A 20,957-nucleotide genomic window follows, 5' to 3' on the forward strand; every position below is an offset into this window, starting at 1 on the left:
TTTAATGCCGGAAACTCAAATTGATACGGTTAATTGGGAAACTGAAACAACAACAAATTACTGTCTAAGTAATTTCATTATAAACTTATTTCATATAAGAGCAGTAAAAGATTTTATTGCTAATATAACTATATCTAATCTAGCAAATGCATTTACTGCACATATAATCGGTGATTATAATTATAACCTAATAAAGAATTATAGTACGTACATATTATATGATTGCATCTAGTTGCGATAAAGATTAGTTTATTGTCTAGAGGAACAAATGAGTGTGCTGTATAATAATACTGATATTTCATTATTTAGTGCTATAAATGAATGAATTGAAGGTGATCAAGAGGTAAATAGTGCTGTTCTACAAGTACTATATATATAAAATTTTACTGAATTAATGATTCAAATTCTTTTACGACTGCTTGGTAAAGTTTACGTTTAAACGGTATTATAATAGATAAGAGTTCATCAAGTGATGCCCAACGCCATTGGTCAAATTCCGGATTAGAGGTATTTATATTAATATCTTCGTTATGTCCGGTAAACCTAATTAAAAACCAGCGTTGTTTTTGTCCACGAAAATTACCGTTCCACAGTTTAGGTATTAAAAAGCTTGGTACATCATAACTATACCAGCATTTGCTTTCGGCAATAATATATCCTTTATCGCTGCCTATTTCTTCTAACATCTCACGCATTGCTGCAATACTTGGTGTTTCGCCGGGAACTATCCCACCTTGCGGCATTTGCCATGCAGATATTTTTGTATCTATTCTTTTACCGACGAATATATGGTTATCGGCATTTAATATCATCATGCCGACCCCTGGTCTATATGGTAAATCAAGATGTTTTTTGGAAGAATTGCTCATTATTTTTTTACTTTAAAAAATCAATTATAATTTTACTACTTTATTTTTACCCGTTGTTTTAGCTTCATACATAGCTTTGTCAGCACGTTCAATGAAAGATTCTATTGATTCTTCTTTTTTATATTTCGTAACTCCGATTGAAATAGTTGTTTTTAAAGGTTCAATTTGATCTTCAATGTGAAAATTCATATATTCTATTTTAACTCTCACTCTCTCCGCAGTTTCAATTGCTTTAGAAATATCTATATCCGTTAAGAGTATAGTAAATTCTTCACCGCCGAATCTTGCTATTAAGTCTGTTACTCTGAGAGTATTCTTCAAAATACGGGATACAATTGTTAAAACCTTATCGCCTGCTTGATGACCGTAAGTATCGTTTACATGTTTAAAATTGTCGATATCGCACATAAGTAAACATAATTTAATACTTTCTTTATTAGTTTTCTCAATAATTTGTTTGAGATGTATATCGAAATAGCGACGATTAAATAAGCCGGTTAGACCGTCTTTAACTGCTAAATTGACACTTTGTTCAAGATCATTACGTAAATTATCTTGATATTGCTTACGTCTTAATTGTGTTCTAATTCTAGCAAGCAATTCGCTTTCCTCTATAGGATAAACGAAATAATCATTAATACCGAGTTCAATACCTTTCACAACCAAAGGCATACCGTCTTCATCAATTTGTAAAATTATTACTACGCCGCTTATTTCTGCTTTACCTCTTAAAATAACACTGATCCTCAAAGGATCGTCATTTTCGAGCGTACTACTGATAATTACTAAATCGGGGGTATATTCATTTATAATATCTAATTCATCGGAATTACTTATTACCTTTACGTTTTGGGTAAGCTTAAGTAACATTTGTTTTATATTTTTAGTTTGCACCACATCATCATTAATGAGTAATATTTTTTTATCTGCAAAAGTGTCATGCATTTCGATATTTGTTACGCCTAATAATGCATTAGTGCTATTACGAAGCTTTAACTCATCAATTAAGCTTTTCATTCTAGATAGCGATTTAAGTCTTACAAATAGAGCAGTATCGTTAATCGGCTTTGTTAAAAACTCATCAGCTCCTGCCTCAAGACCTTTAACTCGATCATCAATATCGGAAAGTGCAGTTACCATTACAACCGGTATATGAGTAGTTTCCGGATCGGTTTTTATCGTTTTACATACCTCAAATCCATCCATTTCCGGCATCATAACATCAAGTAGTATAATATCAATTTTTTCTTTTTTAAGAATTGCTAGTGCTTCTTTACCGCTATTTGCAGTAAGAACCGTATAATACTCTTTTAAAAGTTTGGCTGTTAGTAACTTAATATTGGGTTCTATATCATCTACTACTAATATTGTGGTCATAAGATTAAATTCTTGTTTTTAAAGGAAATAATTTGTATATTTATACTTTAATTTAAAGTCTTAAATGTATGATATATGAAAATTTCAGCAAATTCAATTAGAACAGGTAACATATTAGTGTATAATAATGATTTATGGGTTGTCAGCAAAACACCGGAACATACTCAACCCGGGAAAGGTGGAGCTTATGTACAAGTTGAGATGAAAAATTTAAAAACAGGGACAAAGCGTAACGAAAGATTCAGTTCTGCCGATTATTTAGAAAAAGCTGAACTTGAACAAAAAGATTATCAATTTTTATATTTTGAAGGTGATGATTTGGTATTAATGGATACTAAACATTTTGATCAAATAAATATTTCCAAGGAAATGTTAGAAGAAAAATTATCTTTCTTAACTGAAAATATGATTGTTAAAATCGAATTTTATAATGACAAGCCTTTAAATATTGAGCTTCCTCCAACTGTTATACTTGAAATTAGTGAAACTGATCCGGTAATAAAAGGAGCAACCGCTACCGCTTCTTATAAACCAGCAATTTTAGAAAACGGTATTAAAGTTAAGGTCCCGCAATATTTAGAAATAGGAGAAAAAATTGTTGTTAAAACTGATGATATGACATATGTCGAGCGAGCGAAGTAAGCTGTTTTATTGAACTATGGATACCACCCTGTCATTGCGAGCCGTAGGCTGCGTGGCAATCTCGTTAAATATCCTGAGATTGCTTAGTCAAAACTTACAGTTTTTCCTCGCAATGACGACTTTCAGCATCCACTCAGGCAATGCTTTTAGCTAGGAATGGTATCAATTTTTTAAAGCCATACGACATAATTTCTAAAACTAATATCTTAAATTAAAAATATCAAATGCAACCTATAACTAATTTATTAATTAATGCCCTGCGTAAAGCTGTTAAGTTTTTGCATAGAGATTTTTTAGAACTCGAAATGCTACAAAAAAACTCTGTAAGAAATGAAGAATTTTGTAAGCGATCTTATTTAAAATTAAAAACTTTATTATGTGAAGAATTACAAAAATATACACAATATTTATTTTTTCCGGAGGATAAATTCGATTTAAATAATAATTATGAGAGTGTTTTTTTAATTAATCCTATAGATAGCCCAAATAATTTCGCCAGAAGCATACCTTTTTTTGCGATATCCGTAACTTATTTAAAAAGGAATCAAGAAGTTTTAATTCCTACTTCTACAGTAATATATTTTCCTGCTCTTAATGAAATTTATTATGCTGAAAAAGGTAAGGGAGCTTGGATAGAAAAAAATAATTTAAACTCTAATTATCAAGGATTAAGACTTAGAGTTTCCGATAATGCCGATTTAAAAAACTGTTTAGCAATTATTGAAGGTGTAAATCATAATGATTTGGAGGAGATAGAGGTAGATAATATTAGATCTTTTGGTTCTCTTTGCTATGGGGCTACGCTTGTAGCGTCAGGTAAAGCGGATTTAATATGTTTATCATTATTAAATTTTACATTATATTATGCATTTGAGCTTTTTATTAAGGAAGCAGGCGGGATAATTATAGATTCTAGCGATAAATTTCTATATTCAAATCGTTATATTGCTAAAAAACTTAAAAAATATTAGACAAGAAATTATTTTAGATTTGCATTTTTATTGTTATAATAATATTAATATAATTATTAATTCATAAAGTTATGGCACATTATAAAGAGTTTGAATTTGACTGCGATTTTAGTGGACAAAGAGCCAAGTTTAAGTTTTATATAGGTACGCCTCAAGAAGGGCATCATCCGCTACAATTTCAAGCAAAATGGTTATCTGACGAAAGAGGTGGTACTATTCCTGATGATGTTATGAAAGCAATATCACAGCTAAATGATCTTGCCAAAAAAAACGGTGTTCCACTCCCGGATTTATGCGTATATGCTCTTGGTGCTGCGCAAGAAGTCCAAGCTACCCCTCAAGACGAAGATGAAAACGAGAGTGAGAACCAAGAGGATAAAGCAGAGCAGGCATAGTTAAAAATAATAAGGAGATTCATAGAGATTAAAATGAAACAATATAATGATTTATTTAAAATTATTCATCGTGAAGGATATATATTTATTGCTAGCTTTGCATTAGTAAGTTTTTTATTAGCATCATTTAATGAAAAACTTGGCTGTATTGGATGTATTGCTACTGCTTGGTGTATTTATTTTTTCCGTAATCCTGATCGCTTTGTGCCTATAAGTGATGATCTGGTAATAAGTCCCGCAGATGGAATAATTCAAGAAATTAAGGAAGCATTGCCGCCTCCGGAATTAGGACTTGGTGATGTGGAAATGATTAGAGTGAGTATTTTTCTAAATATTTTTAATGTCCATGTTAATAGAATCCCGGCAAACGGAAAAATTTTAGCACTTCATTATAATCCAGGAAAATTTTTTAATGCTTCACTCGATAAAGCTAGTATTTATAATGAGCGTCAATCAGTATTAATGGAAATGGCTCAAGGTCAGAAAATTGTTGTTGTTCAAATAGCCGGACTTATAGCAAGGCGTATAGTTTGTGATTTAGAAGAGGGTAATGAAGTTAAAACGGGCGAGCGATACGGTATAATTCGTTTCGGTAGCAGAGTAGATGTTTATCTACCGTTGAAAACAGCTTTATTAGTGAGTAAAGGGCAGACTGCTATAGGCGGTGAAACTATCATTGCTGATTTTGGACGTAAAAAGACAACAGAATTTAAGTTTGAAAGGAAGTAAGCCTCATAACTTTAAAACCGTCATTGTGAGCAGCTGTAGGCATGGTTTGTTTATGTCATTCCCGCGTAGGCGGGAGGGAATCTAGTGAAACGTATAAACAACAAGTTTTTTATCTGTTTATTTTATCAAATATATAATTTTGTACCAATTAAGATTATTTGTTTCTGGATTCCTGCTTTTGCAGGAATGAGACATTGACAGCCATGCAACCACACTGTTTTTTCCTTGCAATGGCGTGATAAATACATTTTGAGTATAAAAATTGTTAAAAATGCGTAAATCTATAATAACTAAGCCTGTACCTCTAATAAAATTAATTCCCAACTTTATTACGTTGCTTGGTTTAGTAACCGGTATGAGTTCTATAAAATTTGCTTTGGATAGCAGATGGGAACTTGCGGTATATTGCATTATAGTAGCGGCAATTATTGACAGTATCGACGGTAGAATAGCAAGGATGCTAAATGCAGTTAGTCCATTTGGTGCAGAGCTTGATTCATTATGCGATTTTGCTAATTTCGGTATAGCTCCTGCCTATCTGATATATTTATGGTCTTTTCAACAATATGAGTATAAGGTATTTTCATCAGCGGTAATGTTATTATTTATAGTGTGTATGGCACTACGTTTAGCTCGCTTTAACGTTGGTATTTATCAACCGAAACAAGATAAAACTGACTATTTTTTTACCGGTGTACCTGCCCCATGCGGTGCTTTACTTGCTTTAATGCCTGTAATGATAGATTTTGAAATCGGTACGTTATTAAATATCAATACCCGTACTCATACTATAACAATTAATATATATTTGGCTATTATAGCTTTTCTACTTGCTAGTAGGCTTCCTACAATTTCAACAAAAAATTTGAGTATTAAACCTGAATATTTATCGCTTGCAATGATTTTAGTTGCTCTTGTTATTATAAATCTTATCATATATCCATGGTATTCACTGCCGTTAATTGCAGTTATATATATTCTTTCTATACCAATTTGTTATTTTTTTAAACATAGAGGGTATTGGTAAAGTTAATTATGCCGAGTGTATTACAACAAGCTATCGACAAATATAAACATCATCCATTTACTAAATATGTAATTATTATAGCCTTAATCATATTTATTTATTTGGGATATAGAATTTATGTTTGGGCCAATACACAATCTACGGATAATGCTTACATAGATGCAGATATTTCAAATGTTAGTGCTGAAGTTAGCGGTGTTTTAACAAAGTTATTTGTTACCGATAATACTAAAGTTAATAAAGGCGATCTGATAGGTGAAATTGACGATAGAGATTATAAGGCAAAGCTTGCAGCACTTGAAGCATCTATTGAAGCTTGCATAAAAAATATAGAAATTATAGAGCAAAAAATCTCAATAGGGCAGAGTAGCCTAGAGCAAGCAGCTGAAAAATTAAAGCTTAATAAAATAAGCTTTGATATTGTTGCAACAGATTTTATGAGAGTGCAGGAGTTAAATAAGGCAAAATTTGCTAGCTCTAAAACGTTAGATGATTCTAAAAACGCATATCAAAAAGCCAAAACGGATTATAAACAAGCACAGTTAGATTTAGATATATCTAAGCAACATTTACAGCTTCTTGAGCTTGAAAAAGCAGCAGAACAGGAAAAACTTAAAGAGCTAACAGAAAATAAAAAAGTAACCTTAAGGAGCTTACAAAATACTAAACTTATTGCTATGGTACCCGGTATATTCGGTAATAGTAGTTTAGAAGTCGGAAATTACATAGTACCGGGTAGGGTGTTGTTTTCTATAGTTCAAGATAATACTATGTATATTCAGGCTAATTTTAAAGAAACACAAATTCAGAAATTTAAGTCCGGCATGAAAGTCAAAATTGAATTTGATGCTTTGCCTAAAAAGGTAATTTACGGGAAGATTCGTAATATTGCTCCTGCGACCGGCTCTAAATTTAGCTTAATCCCACCAGATCATGCTACCGGTAATTTTACTAAAAGCGTACAACGTGTACCTGTTTTAATAGATTTTGAATCCCCAAATGCTAATCTAGTTCCTGGCATGTCAGCAATTGTATCCATTAGAACGGATCAAAGTACGTAATTTTTGTTAAAAAATAGCAATAATTATTCTATTAACAGTACATATTCTAGTATTTATTTACTGATTACTTAAAAAGCTATATAATATGAGTAATACCAAAAGTAATAATTAATATGCAAAGATATTGAGATCCCACTAATTGATAGTGTATTTAAAAAAATCTTTCGTGATTTAGAGAGGTTCAAGGAATTTATCAATGCAGTTCTTGAACTACCTGAGGGGCTGAGAATTAAAGCAATAGAATTTATATCTGTAGAGCAAGTACCTATGCTCGATAAAGGGAACAAGAAGCATATTTGATTTAAAGGTTAAAGATGAAGCCGGTAGCTGGTATATAATCGAGATGCACAAAAGAAATGAAAGCGATTACTTAAAAAGAGTGCAATATTATTCTGCTCATTCTTACGTACAGCAACTTACACAAGGAATAAAGCATAAAGATTTATTACCGGTAATAGTTATTTCACTTATTAAGACTAAAATGCTTGAAACTAAAACAAATATTTATTTGATTTTTCCTATGTATTTATAGAGCTTAAAATTTTGATAAAGATAAGCTTGAAACTACTATAGATGAGTGGCTACATTTATTTAAGTGTGCAGAAACAGAAAACAGCCCACCTGCAAATATAAAGAGCGAGAAGGTATTAGATGCATACAATATAATAGAAATGCATAACCTCACCGCCAAAGAATATGATGCCTATATAAGAGCGAAATTAATGGAAGATGCCGAGGAAATAGCTTTAGGAAGAACAGTGTGAAAAAGGGAAAGAAAGAAGCATAGAAATAGCAAAGAACTTGTGACTTAAAGATATAGATGTCAATATAATAGCAGATTCAACATGGCTAACTATAGAAGAAATAGAAGAGCTAAAAGCAAAAATAGAAAATTCTGAAACTAGTTGATTAATTATTTGCTCTTTAACTCTGCTAATTCTTTCTTGAGTTTTATTACTAAAGTTTGTAATTTTTCAAATTCTTCGCGAGTGACGTAATTACCTTTAAGTATTTTATCCTCAATTATGCCACAGCTTTTATCCGTTATACTATTTAAGGCTTTTTGTGCTACGCTGCTAGCTCCAACGGCTACTTTTAAAATATTATTTGTTTTCATAGTACCTCTATCGATAAAGCATGCAAGCCGCTATTAAATTCATCGGCAAGTAAGTTATTAATCGTGCGATGATTGGCAATTAGGCTTTGCCCCTGTAATGTTTCTGCAGAAATTCTTATTTTTATATGGCTGTGAATTCCGTTATAATGACTAGCATGTTTATAGCTTTCATCTATTATTTCTTGAAAATGTGGTTTTAACACACTTAATTTTTCTTGTATCCTTTCTATGCGGTTCATATTTTTATTTCATTTACAGTAAAAATGTCCTAATATTCTTAAGTATATAATTTTATGATACACATGGCAATGTCGGAATTAAGAACGAATTATAAAGATTTACAAGATGCGATAGATAAATTGGAAAAAGGCGTATGTTTTGCTTGTAGATTAGTTAATTATGATGAAATAGAATTTATAGAGCAGGGTAAGCATTTTATAATTGAAGATTTAGATCAAATCATTGAAGATGTAAGTAAAGAACTTAATATTTTTTCAAAGTTTAAGAAAATAAAGAAAGATAGAATATTATTTATCCTAAATACTACTGATTCTGACTTAATTAAAAATTTTGCTAGAAAATTATATTTATTTTTGCAGCTTTATATTAATGAACAGAAGCCGGCAATTTATATGAATTGTTATATTGCTAGTATTAAATTTCCAAAAAAAGTAAGTAATAATGCTACAGAAATTGAAAAAACATTAAATATGTTACTTTCACAAAATAATAATTATTATTACCGTGAATATAGCAGTACAGAACATGATTTGGAAAATATAAGAAAATCTAATCTTCAGCTTAACTTACTACGACAAGCCTTAGCAAAAAAGACTATGCGATTTGCTTATCAGCCTATAATAGATCGTAATACTATGAAGATTCATTATTATGAATGTCTGCTTCGTATACCTGACGAGAACGGTGTTTATATTTCCGTAGGTCCTATAATCCCTATTGCTGAAAATAAAGGATTAATTTTTATAATTGATCAAATTGTTTTAGAAATGACTGTTAATGAACTTGTCCGCAACCCAAACTTAATGTTAGCCGTTAATATTTCAAATATAGGAACAGGCGATGAAGCTTTATGGGAAATAGCAGAAAACTTATTAAAAGCTCATAATGTTCGGGATCGTTTAATTATTGAAATTACGGAAACTTCTTTCAATCAGCATTACGATAAAATAACTTTATTTATTAATAAACTACATAAGTACGGATGTAAATTTGCATTAGACGATTTTGGTGCGGGTTTTACTTCTTTTAAACAACTTCAAAGTTTACCAATTGATATTATCAAAATTGACGGTAAATATGTGCGTAGTATTACAAGTGATGTACAAAGTAGGTATTTCGTAGAAAGATTAATTAAAATTTCAGAAGATTTAGGTATTGCAACGGTAGCTGAATTCGTAGAAAACGGAGAAATAGCTAAATGTTTAATTGATCTAAAAGTCGGTGGGCTACAAGGAAACTTCTATTCCGAAGCAAAATTTGATAGAGTGGATGAGGTTTAATGATTGTCATACTGAATCGGTTTTGTTGCATGGCTCTTGAAAAAGACTCCGATGTCATGCCGTGATTTGACCACGGTATCCATAAAAATAACTTTTAATATCAATGATTTTAATATTTTAAACTGGATACCGCGATCAAGTCGCGGTATGACACAGTTAGTACTTGACAATGTTACTTAAAACCTATATGCAGAACTCAATTTTAAATGATTAAACTTAAATGCTGTTACTTGAATTAAAAAAAACTAATCAAACCTTAGAAACTATACATTTTATAGGTATCGGCGGCGTTGGCATGAGCGGTATTGCCGAGATATTATATAATCTAGGTTATAAAGTACAAGGTTCCGATTTAGTAGAAAATTATAATACTAAAAGGCTTGAGTCATACGGCATTAAAATATTTTTAGGACACGCCGAGCAGAACATTACCAATGTGTCGTATGTTGTTATTTCATCGGCAATTAATCCAAAGAATCCTGAAATAAAAGAAGCTTTGGAGCGTAAAATTCCAATTATTAGACGTGCGGACATGCTTGCTGAACTTATGAGATTAAAATGTTCAGTAGCAGTTTCGGGATCGCACGGTAAAACCACTACTACTTCTTTAGTTGCTTGTTTATTTGAGGCAGCTGGTTTATGTCCTACGGTTATTAACGGTGGGATCATCAATAATAAATCGACTAATGCATATCTTGGTTCAAGTAATTATTTAATTGCGGAGGCCGATGAATCGGATGCAACGTTTATTCATATTCCATCAACTATTGCGATAATAACTAACATTGATCCTGAACATTTAGATTATTATAGAGATTTTGAAACATTAATTGGTGCTTTTAGAAGCTTTATTACTAATTTGCCGTTTTACGGTTTTGCCGTTTGTTGTATCGATCATAAAATAGTGCGTAAGTTAGTAGACGAGATTACTGAAAGGAAGATTGTGACTTATGGCATCGATTCGGAAGATGCTCATATTATAGCGTTTAATATTAACACTGATATTGCCTCCTCTACTTTTGACGTAAAAATTAGTCTACCAAATGTACTAGGTACAACGATTATTGAAAAAATTACTATTCCAACGCCCGGAAGACATAATATTTTAAATAGTCTTGCTGCAATTGCCGTTGGGATAGAATTAGATTTCGGTATTAAAGCTATTAAAAACGGTTTTAATAATTTTAAAGGAGTGAAGAGGAGATTTACTAAAGTAGCTGAATATAATAACGCTTCAATTATCGATGATTACGCTCATCACCCTGAGGAAATCAAAGCAACGCTTGCGACGGCTAAAAATATAGCAAATAAACAAAACGGTAAAGTTATTGCTATTTTTCAGCCTCACAGATATTCAAGAATGCAGTATTTATTTGATGATTTTATGCTTTGCTTTGCTGATGCCGATATACTCTATATTACCGATATATATGCTGCAGGTGAAAACCCTATAGAAGGAATTACAGGACGAAGTTTAGTTGATAAGATTACTAAGCGTAAACATCACGATAAAGCAAATTTTCTAGCAGAGCTAGATGATGCGGTTGGAGTTATTATAGATAATGCAGCTTCTGGTGATATGATAATTATTATGGGAGCAGGTAATATTTCAAGTTTTGCTAATGAATTAGATGGGAGATTGTCATCCCGTGGCTTTAGCTGTCATACTGTGGTTTGACTGGTATTGTTGTATAGCTCTTATGTCATTCCCGCGAAAGCGGGAATCCAGTTTTTTAAATAAATTATATAAAAATTTAGTATATAATTTTCTTTGTTTTTATCATTTTTTTCTGGGTTCCCGCTTTTGCGGGAATGACATCTGTTCGTATAACATAGGGTCAAGCGAACTAGGGGACAAAAGCGTGAAGATAACAGTAAAGCGAATAGCAGGACTAAATATGTTAATTTTACCGATAGTAAAAGGCGAGTATAAAAAAGATTATAATTTAAAACACTTAACATGGTTTAAAGTAGGCGGTAATGCTGAAATTTTCTTTAAACCTTTAGATAGCGAAGATTTAAAAAGTTTCTTAATACAAAATAAGCAAAAATTACCTATAAAGACTTTTGGAGCAGGCTCAAATATTATTATCAGAGACGGCGGCATAGAAGGGGTCGTTATAAAACTTGGTCAGAATTTTAGCAATATTGAGTTTATAGATAATCATTTAATAGTAGGTAGCAGCTGCCTTAATTATAATTTAGCAAAATTTTGTCAAGCAAATGCTATTTCCGGTTTTGAGTTTTTAGTAGGTATTCCAGGGACTATCGGCGGCGGTGTTGCTATGAATGCCGGTGCTTACGGCTCTGAATTTAAAGATATTGTAGTGCAGATTGAAGCGATTGACTTTGCAGGAAACTTTTTAACATTCACAAATGAAGAAATCGGTTTTAAATATCGCAGTAATAATTTACCAAAGAATTTAATTATTCTCAAAGTTGTTTTTAAAATAAATAAAGGCGATAGTGAAAATATATTATTACGGATGAATGAAATAAATAACGCAAGATCATCTACACAGCCTATTAAAGAGCGTACTGGCGGTAGTACTTTTGCAAATCCTGAAGGGTGTAAATCTTGGGAACTTATTGACAAAGCGGGGCTTAGAGGCTATAGAATAGGCGGTGCTTCGATGTCAGAACTTCATTGTAATTTTATGATAAATAATGGTGATGCTACCGCTAAGGATTTAGAAGATTTAGGTAATTTCGTCCAGCAGAAAGTATGTGAAGATAGCGGGGTTAAGTTAGAGTGGGAGATTAAGAGAATCGGACGTCATCCCTAATTAAAAATGGCGTTGTTGCAGCTAGTTTTATGTCATTCCCGCGAAGGCGGGAATCCAGTAAAACATATAAAAAACAAGTTTTTTATATGTTTATTTTATAATATGTAACTTCTATATCAATATTGAAGTTATTTTTCTGAATCCCCGCCTACGCGGGGATGACATCGAGTAGGTTTTTCGAGCTATGCAACAAGGCCGCTTTTAGTTAGGAATTACAATGGATTTAATAAGAAAGGAAAAAACGTGCATAAATATCAAACACATTGGGTAGAACACTCTATAGTCAAAATATTAAGTAGTACCGGTAAAAAGCATATAGCATTAATGGCAGGCGGTATGTCTGCTGAGCGTGAAGTATCGTTAGTGTCAAGCGAAGGAGTTAGTAAAGCTTTAATTGAATTAGGATATAGAGTTACCTTTATTGATATGGGAGCGGATATTGCCGTTAGATTACAAGAAATAAAACCTGATATCGTTTTTAATTGCCTGCACGGTACATATGGTGAAGACGGTTGTTTACCAGGATTACTTAATATAATGCGGATTCCTTATACTCATAGCGGCGTGTTATCTTCAGCTTTAGCATTCGATAAAATACATTCTAGGATCTGGTTTTTAACGAATAATATTAATATGGCAGAAAGCATTGTTGTAAATAAAAGCGATAATATAAAAAATGATCCTATGAAACGACCGTACGTTATTAAGCCTCTTACGCAAGGTTCAAGTATTGGTGTTGAGGTGATATTTGCAGAAGACGATTTTAACTTTGCCGATTATGATTTTCCTTACGGTGATCAGGTAATAATAGAACAATATATAAAAGGGCGAGAATTGCAAGTAGCGGTATTAAACGGCAAAGCTCTTGGAGCTTTAGAGATTAAATTACTAAAGAATCGTTTCTATGATTATGAAACTAAATATACCGCAGGATTTGCTGATCATCTTTGTCCTGCTCCGCTACCTGCTAATTTATATGAGAAATTACTTATAGAATCAGAAAAAATTTATAAAACAATGAATTGTAAAGGTCCTGCTAGAGCAGAGTTTATTTTAGAAGAGCAGACAAACAAGTTATATGCTTTGGAGATAAATACTCACCCAGGTATGATGTCTTTATCAATAGTGCCGGAAATTGCAGCTTATGCAGGGATAAATTTTACTAACTTAATTGAAGAAATTATAAAGACGGCAAGCTTTGAATCATGAGAAAAAAAACAAGCTCCAATAAAAAAAAACAAACAAAAAAAACTAATAATATCTCATTACGCCGCAAATTAGGACTAATTTACCAAAAAGCAATATTAGGGCTTAAGATTGCTTTAATTATCTTTGTATGTCTATTTGTTTTTACAAAATATTTTGCCGGCATAAAAACCTACTTAACAACAAATATATACCAAACAACAACAAAACTTGGGTTTAAACTTGAGAATGTTATCATTGAAGGACAGCAAAATGTCGATGAGCCTACAATATTAAATGTTTTAAATGCGAATAAGGACAGTCCTATTTTTGCTCTTAAATTAGACGAAATTAGAAATAATTTAAAGAAAAATAAATGGATCAAGGAAGTATATGTCAGTAGAAGATTACCAAATACGGTATATATAAAATTATTTGAAAGAGAACCTATTGCTATTTGGCAAATTAATAATCAGCTTTTCTTAGTCGATGAAGAAGGTTACGAAATTAGTAAAAATATTCAACCTTTTCCTCATTTATTACATGTTGTAGGGGAAGGGGCGAATATCTATGCAGGTACATTAGTATTAGAGCTGCAGAAATATCCGGCATTAATGAATAAAACTTCAGCTGCTGTAAGACTCGGAGATAGAAGGTGGGATTTAAATCTTAAAGGTAATATAAGTATTAAGTTACCTGAAAAAGAGTTTGAAGAAGCATTAAAATATGTCGATGCACTAAATAAAGCTAATAAGCTATTTAACCAAAATTATAAGGTTTTGGATTTAAGGGATAAGAATAAGTATTATATAGAGAAGTACTGAGAATCGTCATTGCGAAGAGAAACGTAGTTTCGACGTGGTACTCTTGTCAAGCATCCTGAGCTTGCTTCGTCTCATTACTTTGTAATTCTTTGCGTAATGACGTTTTTGGAATAACAAGCATAAAAAAATGAAAGAGAAAATATCAAATTTTGTTACACTTGATTTAGGTAGTAGTAAGATTGCCGTAATTGCTGCCTATATTAGTAAAAAAGGTGAAATTAAAGTAGCTAGCCAAAATTTGCATCATTCTAAAGGTATTAAATCAGGAGTTATATCAGATTTAAAAAATGCTGAAACTAGCATTGTTTCAGCAATTTACGCACTTGAAAAAGATTGCGGTAAAAATATAAAAAAAGTTATATTATCGTTATCAGGTGCCGACACTAAATCTTATTATATTAATTATACCATTAAAGTTAACGGGCAAACCGTAACGCAGCAGGATATTAAAAAGTTACTACAAAAAGCATTACTTGAATTTAAAGTTAAAAACCAAGAAATTATTCATTATTTTCCTCTTGAATTTACCCTTGATAATAATTCAGTCGAGAATCCTATAGGTATGTACGGTAGAGAACTTAGTTGTGAATTACATATTATTGCTGCTAGTTCAAATATGTTATCAAATATTGTACAATGCTTCGCTAAATGTCATGTTGAAGTCACAAATATTACTCTAGCAATTTATGCTTCTGCTATTAGCTGTCTTACGAATGATGAAAAAAATCTAGGTTCGCTTATCATCGACATGGGGGATAAAACTACCTCTTTCGGCATTTTTTTTGCCGGTAAATTAATATATACGGGGCATGTAAATATAGGTAGTTTTCATATTAGCTCGGATATTGCTAAAGTCTTTGGTATTGATCTTGTTACGGCAGAGAAATTAAAAATTTTATACGGTAATGCAATGATACCTTTATTTGAGAAAGATAGTATTATAAATATGGAGGATTTTCAGGTTGATACTCATCATACTTTAAATACTTCCATAACAATTTATAAATTGGCTGAGGTAATAAGAGCAAGAGCCGAAGAAATATTATCAATGGTAAAAGCCGAATATGATAAAGCAACAAAAGGGCATGTTGAAGTTTTGAGAGTTGTAATTACCGGCGGCGGGTCTCAGCTTAGAGGACTTAAAGAGCTTTCAAATAAAATTTTTGAAAAACAGAGTAGAATCGGTAAACCGGAGATTATTGCCGGTTTTATAGAAGACTATAATCCGGCTATGTATTCAGCAACTATAGGAATGCTAAAAATTCATGCTCTAAAACAGCAAAAAGAATTTGCTCATATTAGACTTGATGCAAATAGTAGTTTCTTTAAAAAAGCTTTTGATTGGTTTAAAGAGAATATTTAGAGAGGCTGCCCGTGTTGGACTGGAAAATGCATTTAGTGTCATTCCCGCTTCCATGGGAATGACATAAAATGATCCACGCAACAATACCTACTTGAATGAGGACTTGTATTTACGCGGGCAATATCATTTAGAAATATTTTGCTAAGAATTATTATTAGGTTTTTCTCTAGAACAAATTAGTACATTCCCTTTAACTTCGATAATAAAAAGTCGGTTGCCTGTTTTTGCATCGATTTCATTTGGCACAAGGTAAGCATTCATAATAGCACCAGACCATCTTACTTGTCCTATAGTATCAGAAGAAACTGTAGCACTATAAACCTCTACCGTTTTGCCTATCATATCCGAGTAATTTTGTGTTTTATCAGTTTTATTATAAACATATTTTTTAAGAGGATAATATAATATGCAAAACCAAATAAGTGATAATATACCAAAAAATGTTATTTGATTTGTTAAGCTAACTAGAGGGTAGTTATATACAACAAGAGTGTTTGATAACGCTCCAAGCCCAAAGAATAAGAATCCAATACTTGGAACTGTAAAGAATTCAACAACTATGCAAATTATACCTATTATTAACCATATTTCGGTGAGATAATTATTTATCATGAACATAAGTTTTTAAAAATAATATTACGTCAGCTATGTTTTGTGGTTTTGAGATACCGACAAAGGACATTTTAGTTCCTGGTGCATAGCTACTTGGTTTATGTAAGAAAGCAAATAAACTATCATCATCCCATACGCCGCCAAGTTTTGATAGAGCAGGGGAATATTTATAGTCTGCTATGCTCGCTTTTGGTCTGCCTGCTACATCCCAAAGATGCGGTCCTAGTTTATTTGGACCGTCTTTATCAAGAGAATGACACATTAAACATTTCTTGGCTATTTCACGACCGTTATCGGCGTTGGCAGTCTTCATTAATTCCGGTATATTTACCAGTGCTTGCTCTAGTGCGGTAGTATTTTGATGTGCTGATGATTCTTGAACCGCAACGCTGTAGCCGCGATGTTGTAACTCTAGAGTGGGTTTGTATAATATATTTGCAACAAATCCAACCATCATAGCAATTAAACTAGCAAATAAGATGGCTGCAACAATTTTATTTAATTCTTTTCCAGACATTTATTTTGTTTTTTTATTAGAATTTATACTATAATTTAAGTTGTAAGAGAAGTTAATTAAATAAATAAAAGAAAAGTTTATAAAAATATTTGTTCTTTGGAGAGAAAAATAAATGTCAAAAAAATCAAGGGTTAGAAAAATATTTAATAAGTTAAAATCTTATTGGACTAGTTTTAGACAAAGTAAAATCGGTAAAATATTATTTAGCAATAGTTTAAGTTATGCAGTTTCCATAGCTTCTATAGCAATTACAGTTTCTGGACTTTTTACTCCTATATCACCGATAATTATAGCTGTAGCTGTTGTTTCAGGAGTTAGCGTAGGAATTCAAGCTGTAACTGAGACTTTGAAAGTGCATGATTTGTGTAAACTTCATAAAGAGAATAATTTATTAGTACATAACAGAAATGCTAAAAATCAGCAAGATTATATATTATCATTAGAACCGAGCTTAAAAGATATTTTGAAAAATGAATTATATACGCCGCAAACGGCAGGTAAGGATGCTACTCAAGATAAGTATGAGTTAAATGTAAATAAATTGAAAAGTACAGGACGAATATTTGGCAATAATTTAGGTGGAGCCGCAAATTTGGCCGCTTCTATTATTAAAGGTGCGAGCGGTAATGTGCTTGATATATTAAAAGCTACGGGTTACGGTGTAGTTACGACCGCATCATTAATTATCGACGGTCTTACTGAAAAGGAAAAAATAGAAATAAAAGCAATATTTAAATTAAATATAAATGAAGAATATAAAAAACAAGATACTCCTATATATAAAAATTTAGAACAATTAGAGAATTATACTAAGAATCAAGTATTGCAAACATTAGCTTTAAAAAAATTAATAATGGATAAGAATTATTGGAGTATGAATAAAGACCAAAAAATACAAAAATTTCGAGAAATAATAGGCAGTTTTAATTCTGAAATAAAAAGAAACGGTTTAGAAGAATTTTTTAGAGAAAATAAAATAACAATGGATAATAGCAAAGAGAGCTATGTTAAAGATATTAAAAATGTAATGAATCCATTTTATGAAAATCCTAGTAAAGCCGAAGGATATAATCCTTTAACTAAAGCTATGGATCAAGATAAAGTTAATAATGCTGCAATAAAAAGGACAAAAAGTGAAAATTTAAAAAGGATGCAAAAAAGAAAGCGAAATTTAACAATATGAAATGATTATTATAACTCACTGCTAGTTACAAATTTGTAAGAGGTAGTATCGCTAAATATTCTATGCAATAGTTCATTATTAAGAGCATGGCTGGTTTTGTAGCCTTTAATTGCACTTACAATGCTAGTGCCGTTGGTATATAAATCACCGAATAAATCTAATAGTTTATGGCGAACAAATTCGTCTTCATAACGTAAGCCGTTTGGGTTTAAGATTTTATCCTGCTCATCTATTCCTATAGCATTCTCAAATGAGGCACCTTGGGCAAGCCCTTTGCTTTTCAAATAATCAACATCTCTTATAAAGCCAAAAGTTCTAGCATCCGCAATATTTTTAGTAAAAGATTCTTGATCCCTAAAACTTAGATTTTGTCTGCCTATAGCTTTACTACTAAAATCAATGGTTAAATCTACAGTCATGTGATCGGAAGGAGTACAATATAATTCACAATCTTTATGAACTACTTTTATATCTTTTAAAATTTTTAGATATTTTTTAGGAGCATTTTGTAATTTTTTTCCTGCACACTCAATCATAAACACAAAAGGTTTACTACTGCCGTCCATAATTGGTACTTCAGGACCGTCAATTTTAATAATTGCATTATCAATGCTGCATCCCCAAAGTGCTGCCATTAAATGTTCAATTGTTGAAATTTGAACTTTATGATCATTACTGATAGTGGTAGATAACAAGGTATCGGAAACATTGAAATAGCTAGCTTCAATATAATTATTTTCAGAAGATATATCGGTTCTAATGAATATAATTCCGGTATTTTCTTTAGAGGGTTCTATAGTTAACTGGGTACGTTTTCCTGAGTGGACCCCGATTCCGTAACAACTAACCGGTTTTAATAATGTACTTTGCTGCATTTTAGGCATTGTAAAAATATATTTAAATATTAATATTTAATGCCAAATTATACAAGTTATATTATGTTACAGAATATTACACATATACTCGATGAACTTCAAAATTGGCTGTGTCATCCTACCAGAGTTGCGATATTCACGTATTAAGTATACGCGCCGCTCCTCACCTTGTGGATTCCTTGCTCTTTTTGAAGTTGAGCTTCGTCTATGTTTAGTATAAGACTTCTTGCATAACTTGCTAATAAGGAGAAATTTGCAGGAGACACGGAACGCAGAACCGCAGCGTACACCGCAAGTAACGTGAGGATTCGAGTACCGGATCGACGTACAAATTACCTTTATTAGCAAGTTATGTAAGAAGTCTTATTAAAATCTATATAATGTATACTTAATAAAATACCAAAAATGATAAGCTACAAAACTACCGACTACGGCAAAAACAGAAAATAAGAAATCACTGCCGTTAATAGTGCCGTAAGGTACATGAGATGATAAAGCTCCGGCATATGTACCGATGCTGCACATTGAAAAATACGCAAATAAAGCTGTTCTAAGTTCGTAATCCCTAAATTTATCAATTAGTATTAAAATATTGCAAATATAAATGGATCCTAAACAACTACCGATTAGTATTATATATAATATATTAAGGTTTTTATTAGTTCCATGAAGCGGTAGTAAAATAAAGCAGACGAGCAGAATTATAGTTAGTGATAAATTAGCCAAATATTTATTTACTTTGCTTAATATATAGCATATAGGAATTATAGAAAAACATATTGCTAGAAAAATATATTTTAGTATAAGTCTTAAATTAATTAATACTAATTCTTTCTTTAATGCAAAAGCTTCATAATACCATAATATATCCAAGGTGACATAAGCAACTACGAAGCCTGTCAATAATTGTAATTCGACATTTTTTATTAAGGATGAAAATTTGGAATTTAAATTTAATTTATGAGATGTAGGATTATAATGCAGAAATTCGGTTAGTATATTGATACAATATAACAATGCACAAATTACTATAGTATTATTTGTCGGTGTTATAAATGGATTTAATAAATCTACCATTAAGTTTCCACCCGCCCATAACAACATTATACAAGCTAAAAAAAAATATTTCTTTTCTTTGCTACTCTCAATAATGTCTAATGTTATAGAAGTGAAATATGAAAACGTTCCAAAATTAATTACAATAAAATTAATTTTAATTAGAGTATAATTATTTAATAAAATTAGGTTTATTGTACAAATAATTAATAAAGATAAGCTAATTAAAATAATTTTTTTATTACTTAACTTATTAATTAACTGTGTTAAGGCAAAGCCTGCGATTATCGAACCTATAAATTTAGTTTGATTGATATGATTTATTTGTTCTCCGCCTAGATTTTTATTTAGCAGTAAAAAGATTTTAAAATTATAAAAATTTATAGCATTGATACAGGAAAAAATAAATATTCCCAAAAGTGAGAAAAAAATAGTTTTGTAATCGTTTTTTAAAGTCATAAATTAAGTGTTTGCTAAACATCAATACATGGTATATAACTCATAATTATAATGATTAAGATTATTATCTTAAAAATTAAAGAGATTCATAATTCCATTATTTAAGTATATATGGATAGTTATTATATTATCAGCTTTTAATCAAGTATGGTAGTCTTATTTGTAATTTGTATATAATTATTGTTGAATTTTAAAAAAAATTAATGAATTAAATAATATGAAAATATTTTAATGTAAGAAAAATAATAATATATTTTTTAGTATTTTAAAGAGGTGTTATTTGAAGTTTATCTAGAATTTCATTTTTGCTCTTTACTCATAGATAAATTATCTATTTAAATAAATTAATACAAGATAAACAATGATTTTTCTTAAGATACAAGCATTAT

Annotated in this window: 23 protein-coding genes and 1 pseudogene; 16 read left to right on the top strand and 8 right to left on the bottom strand. The window is 31.1% G+C overall.

Annotated elements, in window-relative coordinates:
- The first annotated feature begins 4 nt into the window (after positions 1-4).
- Complete coding sequence (locus RSA_RS01640) at positions 5-232, top strand: hypothetical protein (protein ID WP_014364509.1); 228 nt, start codon at positions 5-7, stop codon at positions 230-232.
- 151 nt (positions 233-383) lie between these two features.
- Here the strand turns inward: RSA_RS01640 and RSA_RS01645 are convergent, their stop codons facing one another.
- Both RSA_RS01645 and RSA_RS01650 read right to left on the bottom strand, forming a co-directional pair.
- On the bottom strand, positions 384-869 hold the full coding sequence (locus RSA_RS01645) for an RNA pyrophosphohydrolase (RefSeq protein WP_014364510.1): 486 nt from the start codon (positions 867-869) through the stop codon (positions 384-386).
- 24 nt (positions 870-893) lie between these two features.
- Positions 894-2,246, bottom strand: coding sequence for a PleD family two-component system response regulator (locus tag RSA_RS01650; RefSeq protein ID WP_014364511.1), 1,353 nt, complete (start codon positions 2,244-2,246; stop codon positions 894-896).
- Between the two features lie 75 nt (positions 2,247-2,321).
- Here RSA_RS01650 and efp point away from each other — a divergent pair, with 75 nt between their 5' ends.
- The 7 genes from efp to RSA_RS01685 all read left to right on the top strand — a co-directional run bounded on the left by efp (position 2,322) and on the right by RSA_RS01685 (position 7,603).
- Complete coding sequence (gene efp, locus RSA_RS01655; protein ID WP_012150536.1) at positions 2,322-2,888, top strand: elongation factor P; 567 nt, start codon at positions 2,322-2,324, stop codon at positions 2,886-2,888.
- A gap of 224 nt (positions 2,889-3,112) precedes the next feature.
- Positions 3,113-3,859, top strand: coding sequence for an inositol monophosphatase family protein (locus RSA_RS01660; RefSeq protein WP_014362845.1), 747 nt, complete (start codon positions 3,113-3,115; stop codon positions 3,857-3,859).
- 71 nt (positions 3,860-3,930) lie between these two features.
- Entirely contained in the window at positions 3,931-4,254 is a 324-nt protein-coding gene (locus RSA_RS01665; RefSeq protein ID WP_014364512.1) for a DUF2610 domain-containing protein, read from the top strand.
- Between the two features lie 33 nt (positions 4,255-4,287).
- Positions 4,288-4,983 (top strand): phosphatidylserine decarboxylase, encoded by a 696-nt coding sequence (locus RSA_RS01670; RefSeq protein WP_014364513.1) that lies wholly within the window; start codon positions 4,288-4,290, stop codon positions 4,981-4,983.
- Positions 4,984-5,245: 262 nt separating this feature from the next.
- Positions 5,246-6,010: a CDP-diacylglycerol--serine O-phosphatidyltransferase gene (gene pssA / locus RSA_RS01675; RefSeq protein WP_012150540.1), complete on the top strand. Its 765-nt coding sequence runs from the start codon at positions 5,246-5,248 to the stop codon at positions 6,008-6,010.
- Positions 6,011-6,018: 8 nt separating this feature from the next.
- Positions 6,019-7,071: an HlyD family secretion protein gene (locus tag RSA_RS01680; RefSeq protein WP_014364514.1), complete on the top strand. Its 1,053-nt coding sequence runs from the start codon at positions 6,019-6,021 to the stop codon at positions 7,069-7,071.
- Positions 7,072-7,408: 337 nt separating this feature from the next.
- Positions 7,409-7,603 carry an Rpn family recombination-promoting nuclease/putative transposase gene (locus RSA_RS01685; protein WP_230455925.1) on the top strand — a complete coding sequence of 65 codons (195 nt, stop codon included), beginning with the start codon at positions 7,409-7,411 and terminating at the stop codon, positions 7,601-7,603.
- A gap of 381 nt (positions 7,604-7,984) precedes the next feature.
- Here RSA_RS01685 and RSA_RS01690 read toward each other — a convergent pair whose 3' ends face one another.
- Together RSA_RS01690 and RSA_RS01695 are read right to left on the bottom strand one after the other, a co-directional pair.
- Entirely contained in the window at positions 7,985-8,188 is a 204-nt protein-coding gene (locus RSA_RS01690) for a hypothetical protein (RefSeq protein WP_004996338.1), read from the bottom strand.
- Entirely contained in the window at positions 8,185-8,427 is a 243-nt protein-coding gene (locus RSA_RS01695) for a BolA family protein (RefSeq protein ID WP_012150544.1), read from the bottom strand. Before RSA_RS01695 ends, RSA_RS01690 begins: the two co-directional genes overlap by 4 nt.
- Positions 8,428-8,481: 54 nt before the next feature.
- Between RSA_RS01695 and RSA_RS01700 the strand changes: the two genes are divergently transcribed.
- The 6 genes from RSA_RS01700 to ftsA all read left to right on the top strand — a co-directional run bounded on the left by RSA_RS01700 (position 8,482) and on the right by ftsA (position 15,866).
- Positions 8,482-9,708: an EAL domain-containing protein gene (locus tag RSA_RS01700; protein WP_014364515.1), complete on the top strand. Its 1,227-nt coding sequence runs from the start codon at positions 8,482-8,484 to the stop codon at positions 9,706-9,708.
- Between the two features lie 220 nt (positions 9,709-9,928).
- On the top strand, positions 9,929-11,386 hold the full coding sequence (gene murC / locus RSA_RS01705; protein WP_014364516.1) for a UDP-N-acetylmuramate--L-alanine ligase: 1,458 nt from the start codon (positions 9,929-9,931) through the stop codon (positions 11,384-11,386).
- A 220-nt stretch (positions 11,387-11,606) separates the two neighbouring features.
- Positions 11,607-12,494 carry a UDP-N-acetylmuramate dehydrogenase gene (gene murB / locus RSA_RS01710; RefSeq protein WP_014362850.1) on the top strand — a complete coding sequence of 296 codons (888 nt, stop codon included), beginning with the start codon at positions 11,607-11,609 and terminating at the stop codon, positions 12,492-12,494.
- Between the two features lie 243 nt (positions 12,495-12,737).
- Complete coding sequence (locus RSA_RS01715) at positions 12,738-13,703, top strand: D-alanine--D-alanine ligase (protein ID WP_014364517.1); 966 nt, start codon at positions 12,738-12,740, stop codon at positions 13,701-13,703.
- A complete protein-coding gene (locus RSA_RS01720; protein ID WP_012150549.1) occupies positions 13,700-14,503 on the top strand; it encodes a cell division protein FtsQ/DivIB in 804 nt (267 codons plus the stop codon). The genes RSA_RS01715 and RSA_RS01720 overlap by 4 nt, the downstream gene beginning before the upstream one ends.
- Positions 14,504-14,630: 127 nt before the next feature.
- A complete protein-coding gene (gene ftsA, locus RSA_RS01725) occupies positions 14,631-15,866 on the top strand; it encodes a cell division protein FtsA (protein ID WP_014364518.1) in 1,236 nt (411 codons plus the stop codon).
- 141 nt (positions 15,867-16,007) lie between these two features.
- On the opposite strand, the gene RSA_RS01730 is transcribed toward ftsA, so the two are convergent.
- Positions 16,008-16,484, bottom strand: coding sequence for an NfeD family protein (locus RSA_RS01730; protein WP_014362853.1), 477 nt, complete (start codon positions 16,482-16,484; stop codon positions 16,008-16,010).
- Positions 16,468-16,995 (bottom strand): c-type cytochrome, encoded by a 528-nt coding sequence (locus RSA_RS01735; protein WP_014364519.1) that lies wholly within the window; start codon positions 16,993-16,995, stop codon positions 16,468-16,470. The genes RSA_RS01730 and RSA_RS01735 overlap by 17 nt, the downstream gene beginning before the upstream one ends.
- A 112-nt stretch (positions 16,996-17,107) precedes the next feature.
- Here RSA_RS01735 and RSA_RS01740 point away from each other — a divergent pair, with 112 nt between their 5' ends.
- A complete protein-coding gene (locus RSA_RS01740; RefSeq protein ID WP_014364520.1) occupies positions 17,108-18,178 on the top strand; it encodes a hypothetical protein in 1,071 nt (356 codons plus the stop codon).
- A gap of 8 nt (positions 18,179-18,186) precedes the next feature.
- Here RSA_RS01740 and lpxC read toward each other — a convergent pair whose 3' ends face one another.
- On the bottom strand, positions 18,187-19,053 hold the full coding sequence (gene lpxC, locus RSA_RS01745) for a UDP-3-O-acyl-N-acetylglucosamine deacetylase (RefSeq protein WP_014364521.1): 867 nt from the start codon (positions 19,051-19,053) through the stop codon (positions 18,187-18,189).
- A gap of 237 nt (positions 19,054-19,290) precedes the next feature.
- Between lpxC and RSA_RS09260 the strand changes: the two are divergent.
- A pseudogene (locus RSA_RS09260) lies at positions 19,291-19,427 on the top strand (palindromic element RPE1 domain-containing protein); the annotation flags it as partial.
- Here the strand turns inward: RSA_RS09260 and RSA_RS01750 are convergent.
- Complete coding sequence (locus RSA_RS01750; protein ID WP_012150555.1) at positions 19,420-20,568, bottom strand: MFS transporter; 1,149 nt, start codon at positions 20,566-20,568, stop codon at positions 19,420-19,422. The pseudogene RSA_RS09260 and the gene RSA_RS01750 overlap by 8 nt on opposite strands.
- Between the last annotated feature and the right edge of the window lie 389 nt (positions 20,569-20,957).

The sequence above is a fragment of the Rickettsia philipii str. 364D genome (genome assembly GCF_000283995.1).
Taxonomy (GTDB): domain Bacteria; phylum Pseudomonadota; class Alphaproteobacteria; order Rickettsiales; family Rickettsiaceae; genus Rickettsia; species Rickettsia rickettsii.

Bases quoted from the DNA above. Each gene is read 5' to 3' on its own strand.
- RSA_RS01665 (WP_014364512.1), top strand. From the start codon at position 3,931: ATGGCACATTATAAAGAGTTTGAATTTGACTGCGATTTTAGTGGACAA.
- RSA_RS01720 (WP_012150549.1), top strand. From the start codon at position 13,700: ATGAGAAAAAAAACAAGCTCCAATAAAAAAAAACAAACAAAAAAAACT.
- RSA_RS01740 (WP_014364520.1), top strand. From the start codon at position 17,108: ATGTCAAAAAAATCAAGGGTTAGAAAAATATTTAATAAGTTAAAATCT.
- murC (WP_014364516.1), top strand. From the start codon at position 9,929: ATGCTGTTACTTGAATTAAAAAAAACTAATCAAACCTTAGAAACTATA.
- RSA_RS01700 (WP_014364515.1), top strand. From the start codon at position 8,482: ATGATACACATGGCAATGTCGGAATTAAGAACGAATTATAAAGATTTA.
- RSA_RS01650 (WP_014364511.1), bottom strand. From the start codon at position 2,246: ATGACCACAATATTAGTAGTAGATGATATAGAACCCAATATTAAGTTA.
- RSA_RS01735 (WP_014364519.1), bottom strand. From the start codon at position 16,995: ATGTCTGGAAAAGAATTAAATAAAATTGTTGCAGCCATCTTATTTGCT.
- RSA_RS01645 (WP_014364510.1), bottom strand. From the start codon at position 869: ATGAGCAATTCTTCCAAAAAACATCTTGATTTACCATATAGACCAGGG.
- lpxC (WP_014364521.1), bottom strand. From the start codon at position 19,053: ATGCAGCAAAGTACATTATTAAAACCGGTTAGTTGTTACGGAATCGGG.
- RSA_RS01690 (WP_004996338.1), bottom strand. From the start codon at position 8,188: ATGAAAACAAATAATATTTTAAAAGTAGCCGTTGGAGCTAGCAGCGTA.
- efp (WP_012150536.1), top strand. From the start codon at position 2,322: ATGAAAATTTCAGCAAATTCAATTAGAACAGGTAACATATTAGTGTAT.
- RSA_RS01680 (WP_014364514.1), top strand. From the start codon at position 6,019: ATGCCGAGTGTATTACAACAAGCTATCGACAAATATAAACATCATCCA.
- RSA_RS01670 (WP_014364513.1), top strand. From the start codon at position 4,288: ATGAAACAATATAATGATTTATTTAAAATTATTCATCGTGAAGGATAT.
- RSA_RS01640 (WP_014364509.1), top strand. From the start codon at position 5: ATGCCGGAAACTCAAATTGATACGGTTAATTGGGAAACTGAAACAACA.
- ftsA (WP_014364518.1), top strand. From the start codon at position 14,631: ATGAAAGAGAAAATATCAAATTTTGTTACACTTGATTTAGGTAGTAGT.
- RSA_RS01660 (WP_014362845.1), top strand. From the start codon at position 3,113: ATGCAACCTATAACTAATTTATTAATTAATGCCCTGCGTAAAGCTGTT.
- RSA_RS01730 (WP_014362853.1), bottom strand. From the start codon at position 16,484: ATGTTCATGATAAATAATTATCTCACCGAAATATGGTTAATAATAGGT.
- murB (WP_014362850.1), top strand. From the start codon at position 11,607: ATGTTAATTTTACCGATAGTAAAAGGCGAGTATAAAAAAGATTATAAT.
- RSA_RS01695 (WP_012150544.1), bottom strand. From the start codon at position 8,427: ATGAACCGCATAGAAAGGATACAAGAAAAATTAAGTGTGTTAAAACCA.
- RSA_RS01750 (WP_012150555.1), bottom strand. From the start codon at position 20,568: ATGACTTTAAAAAACGATTACAAAACTATTTTTTTCTCACTTTTGGGA.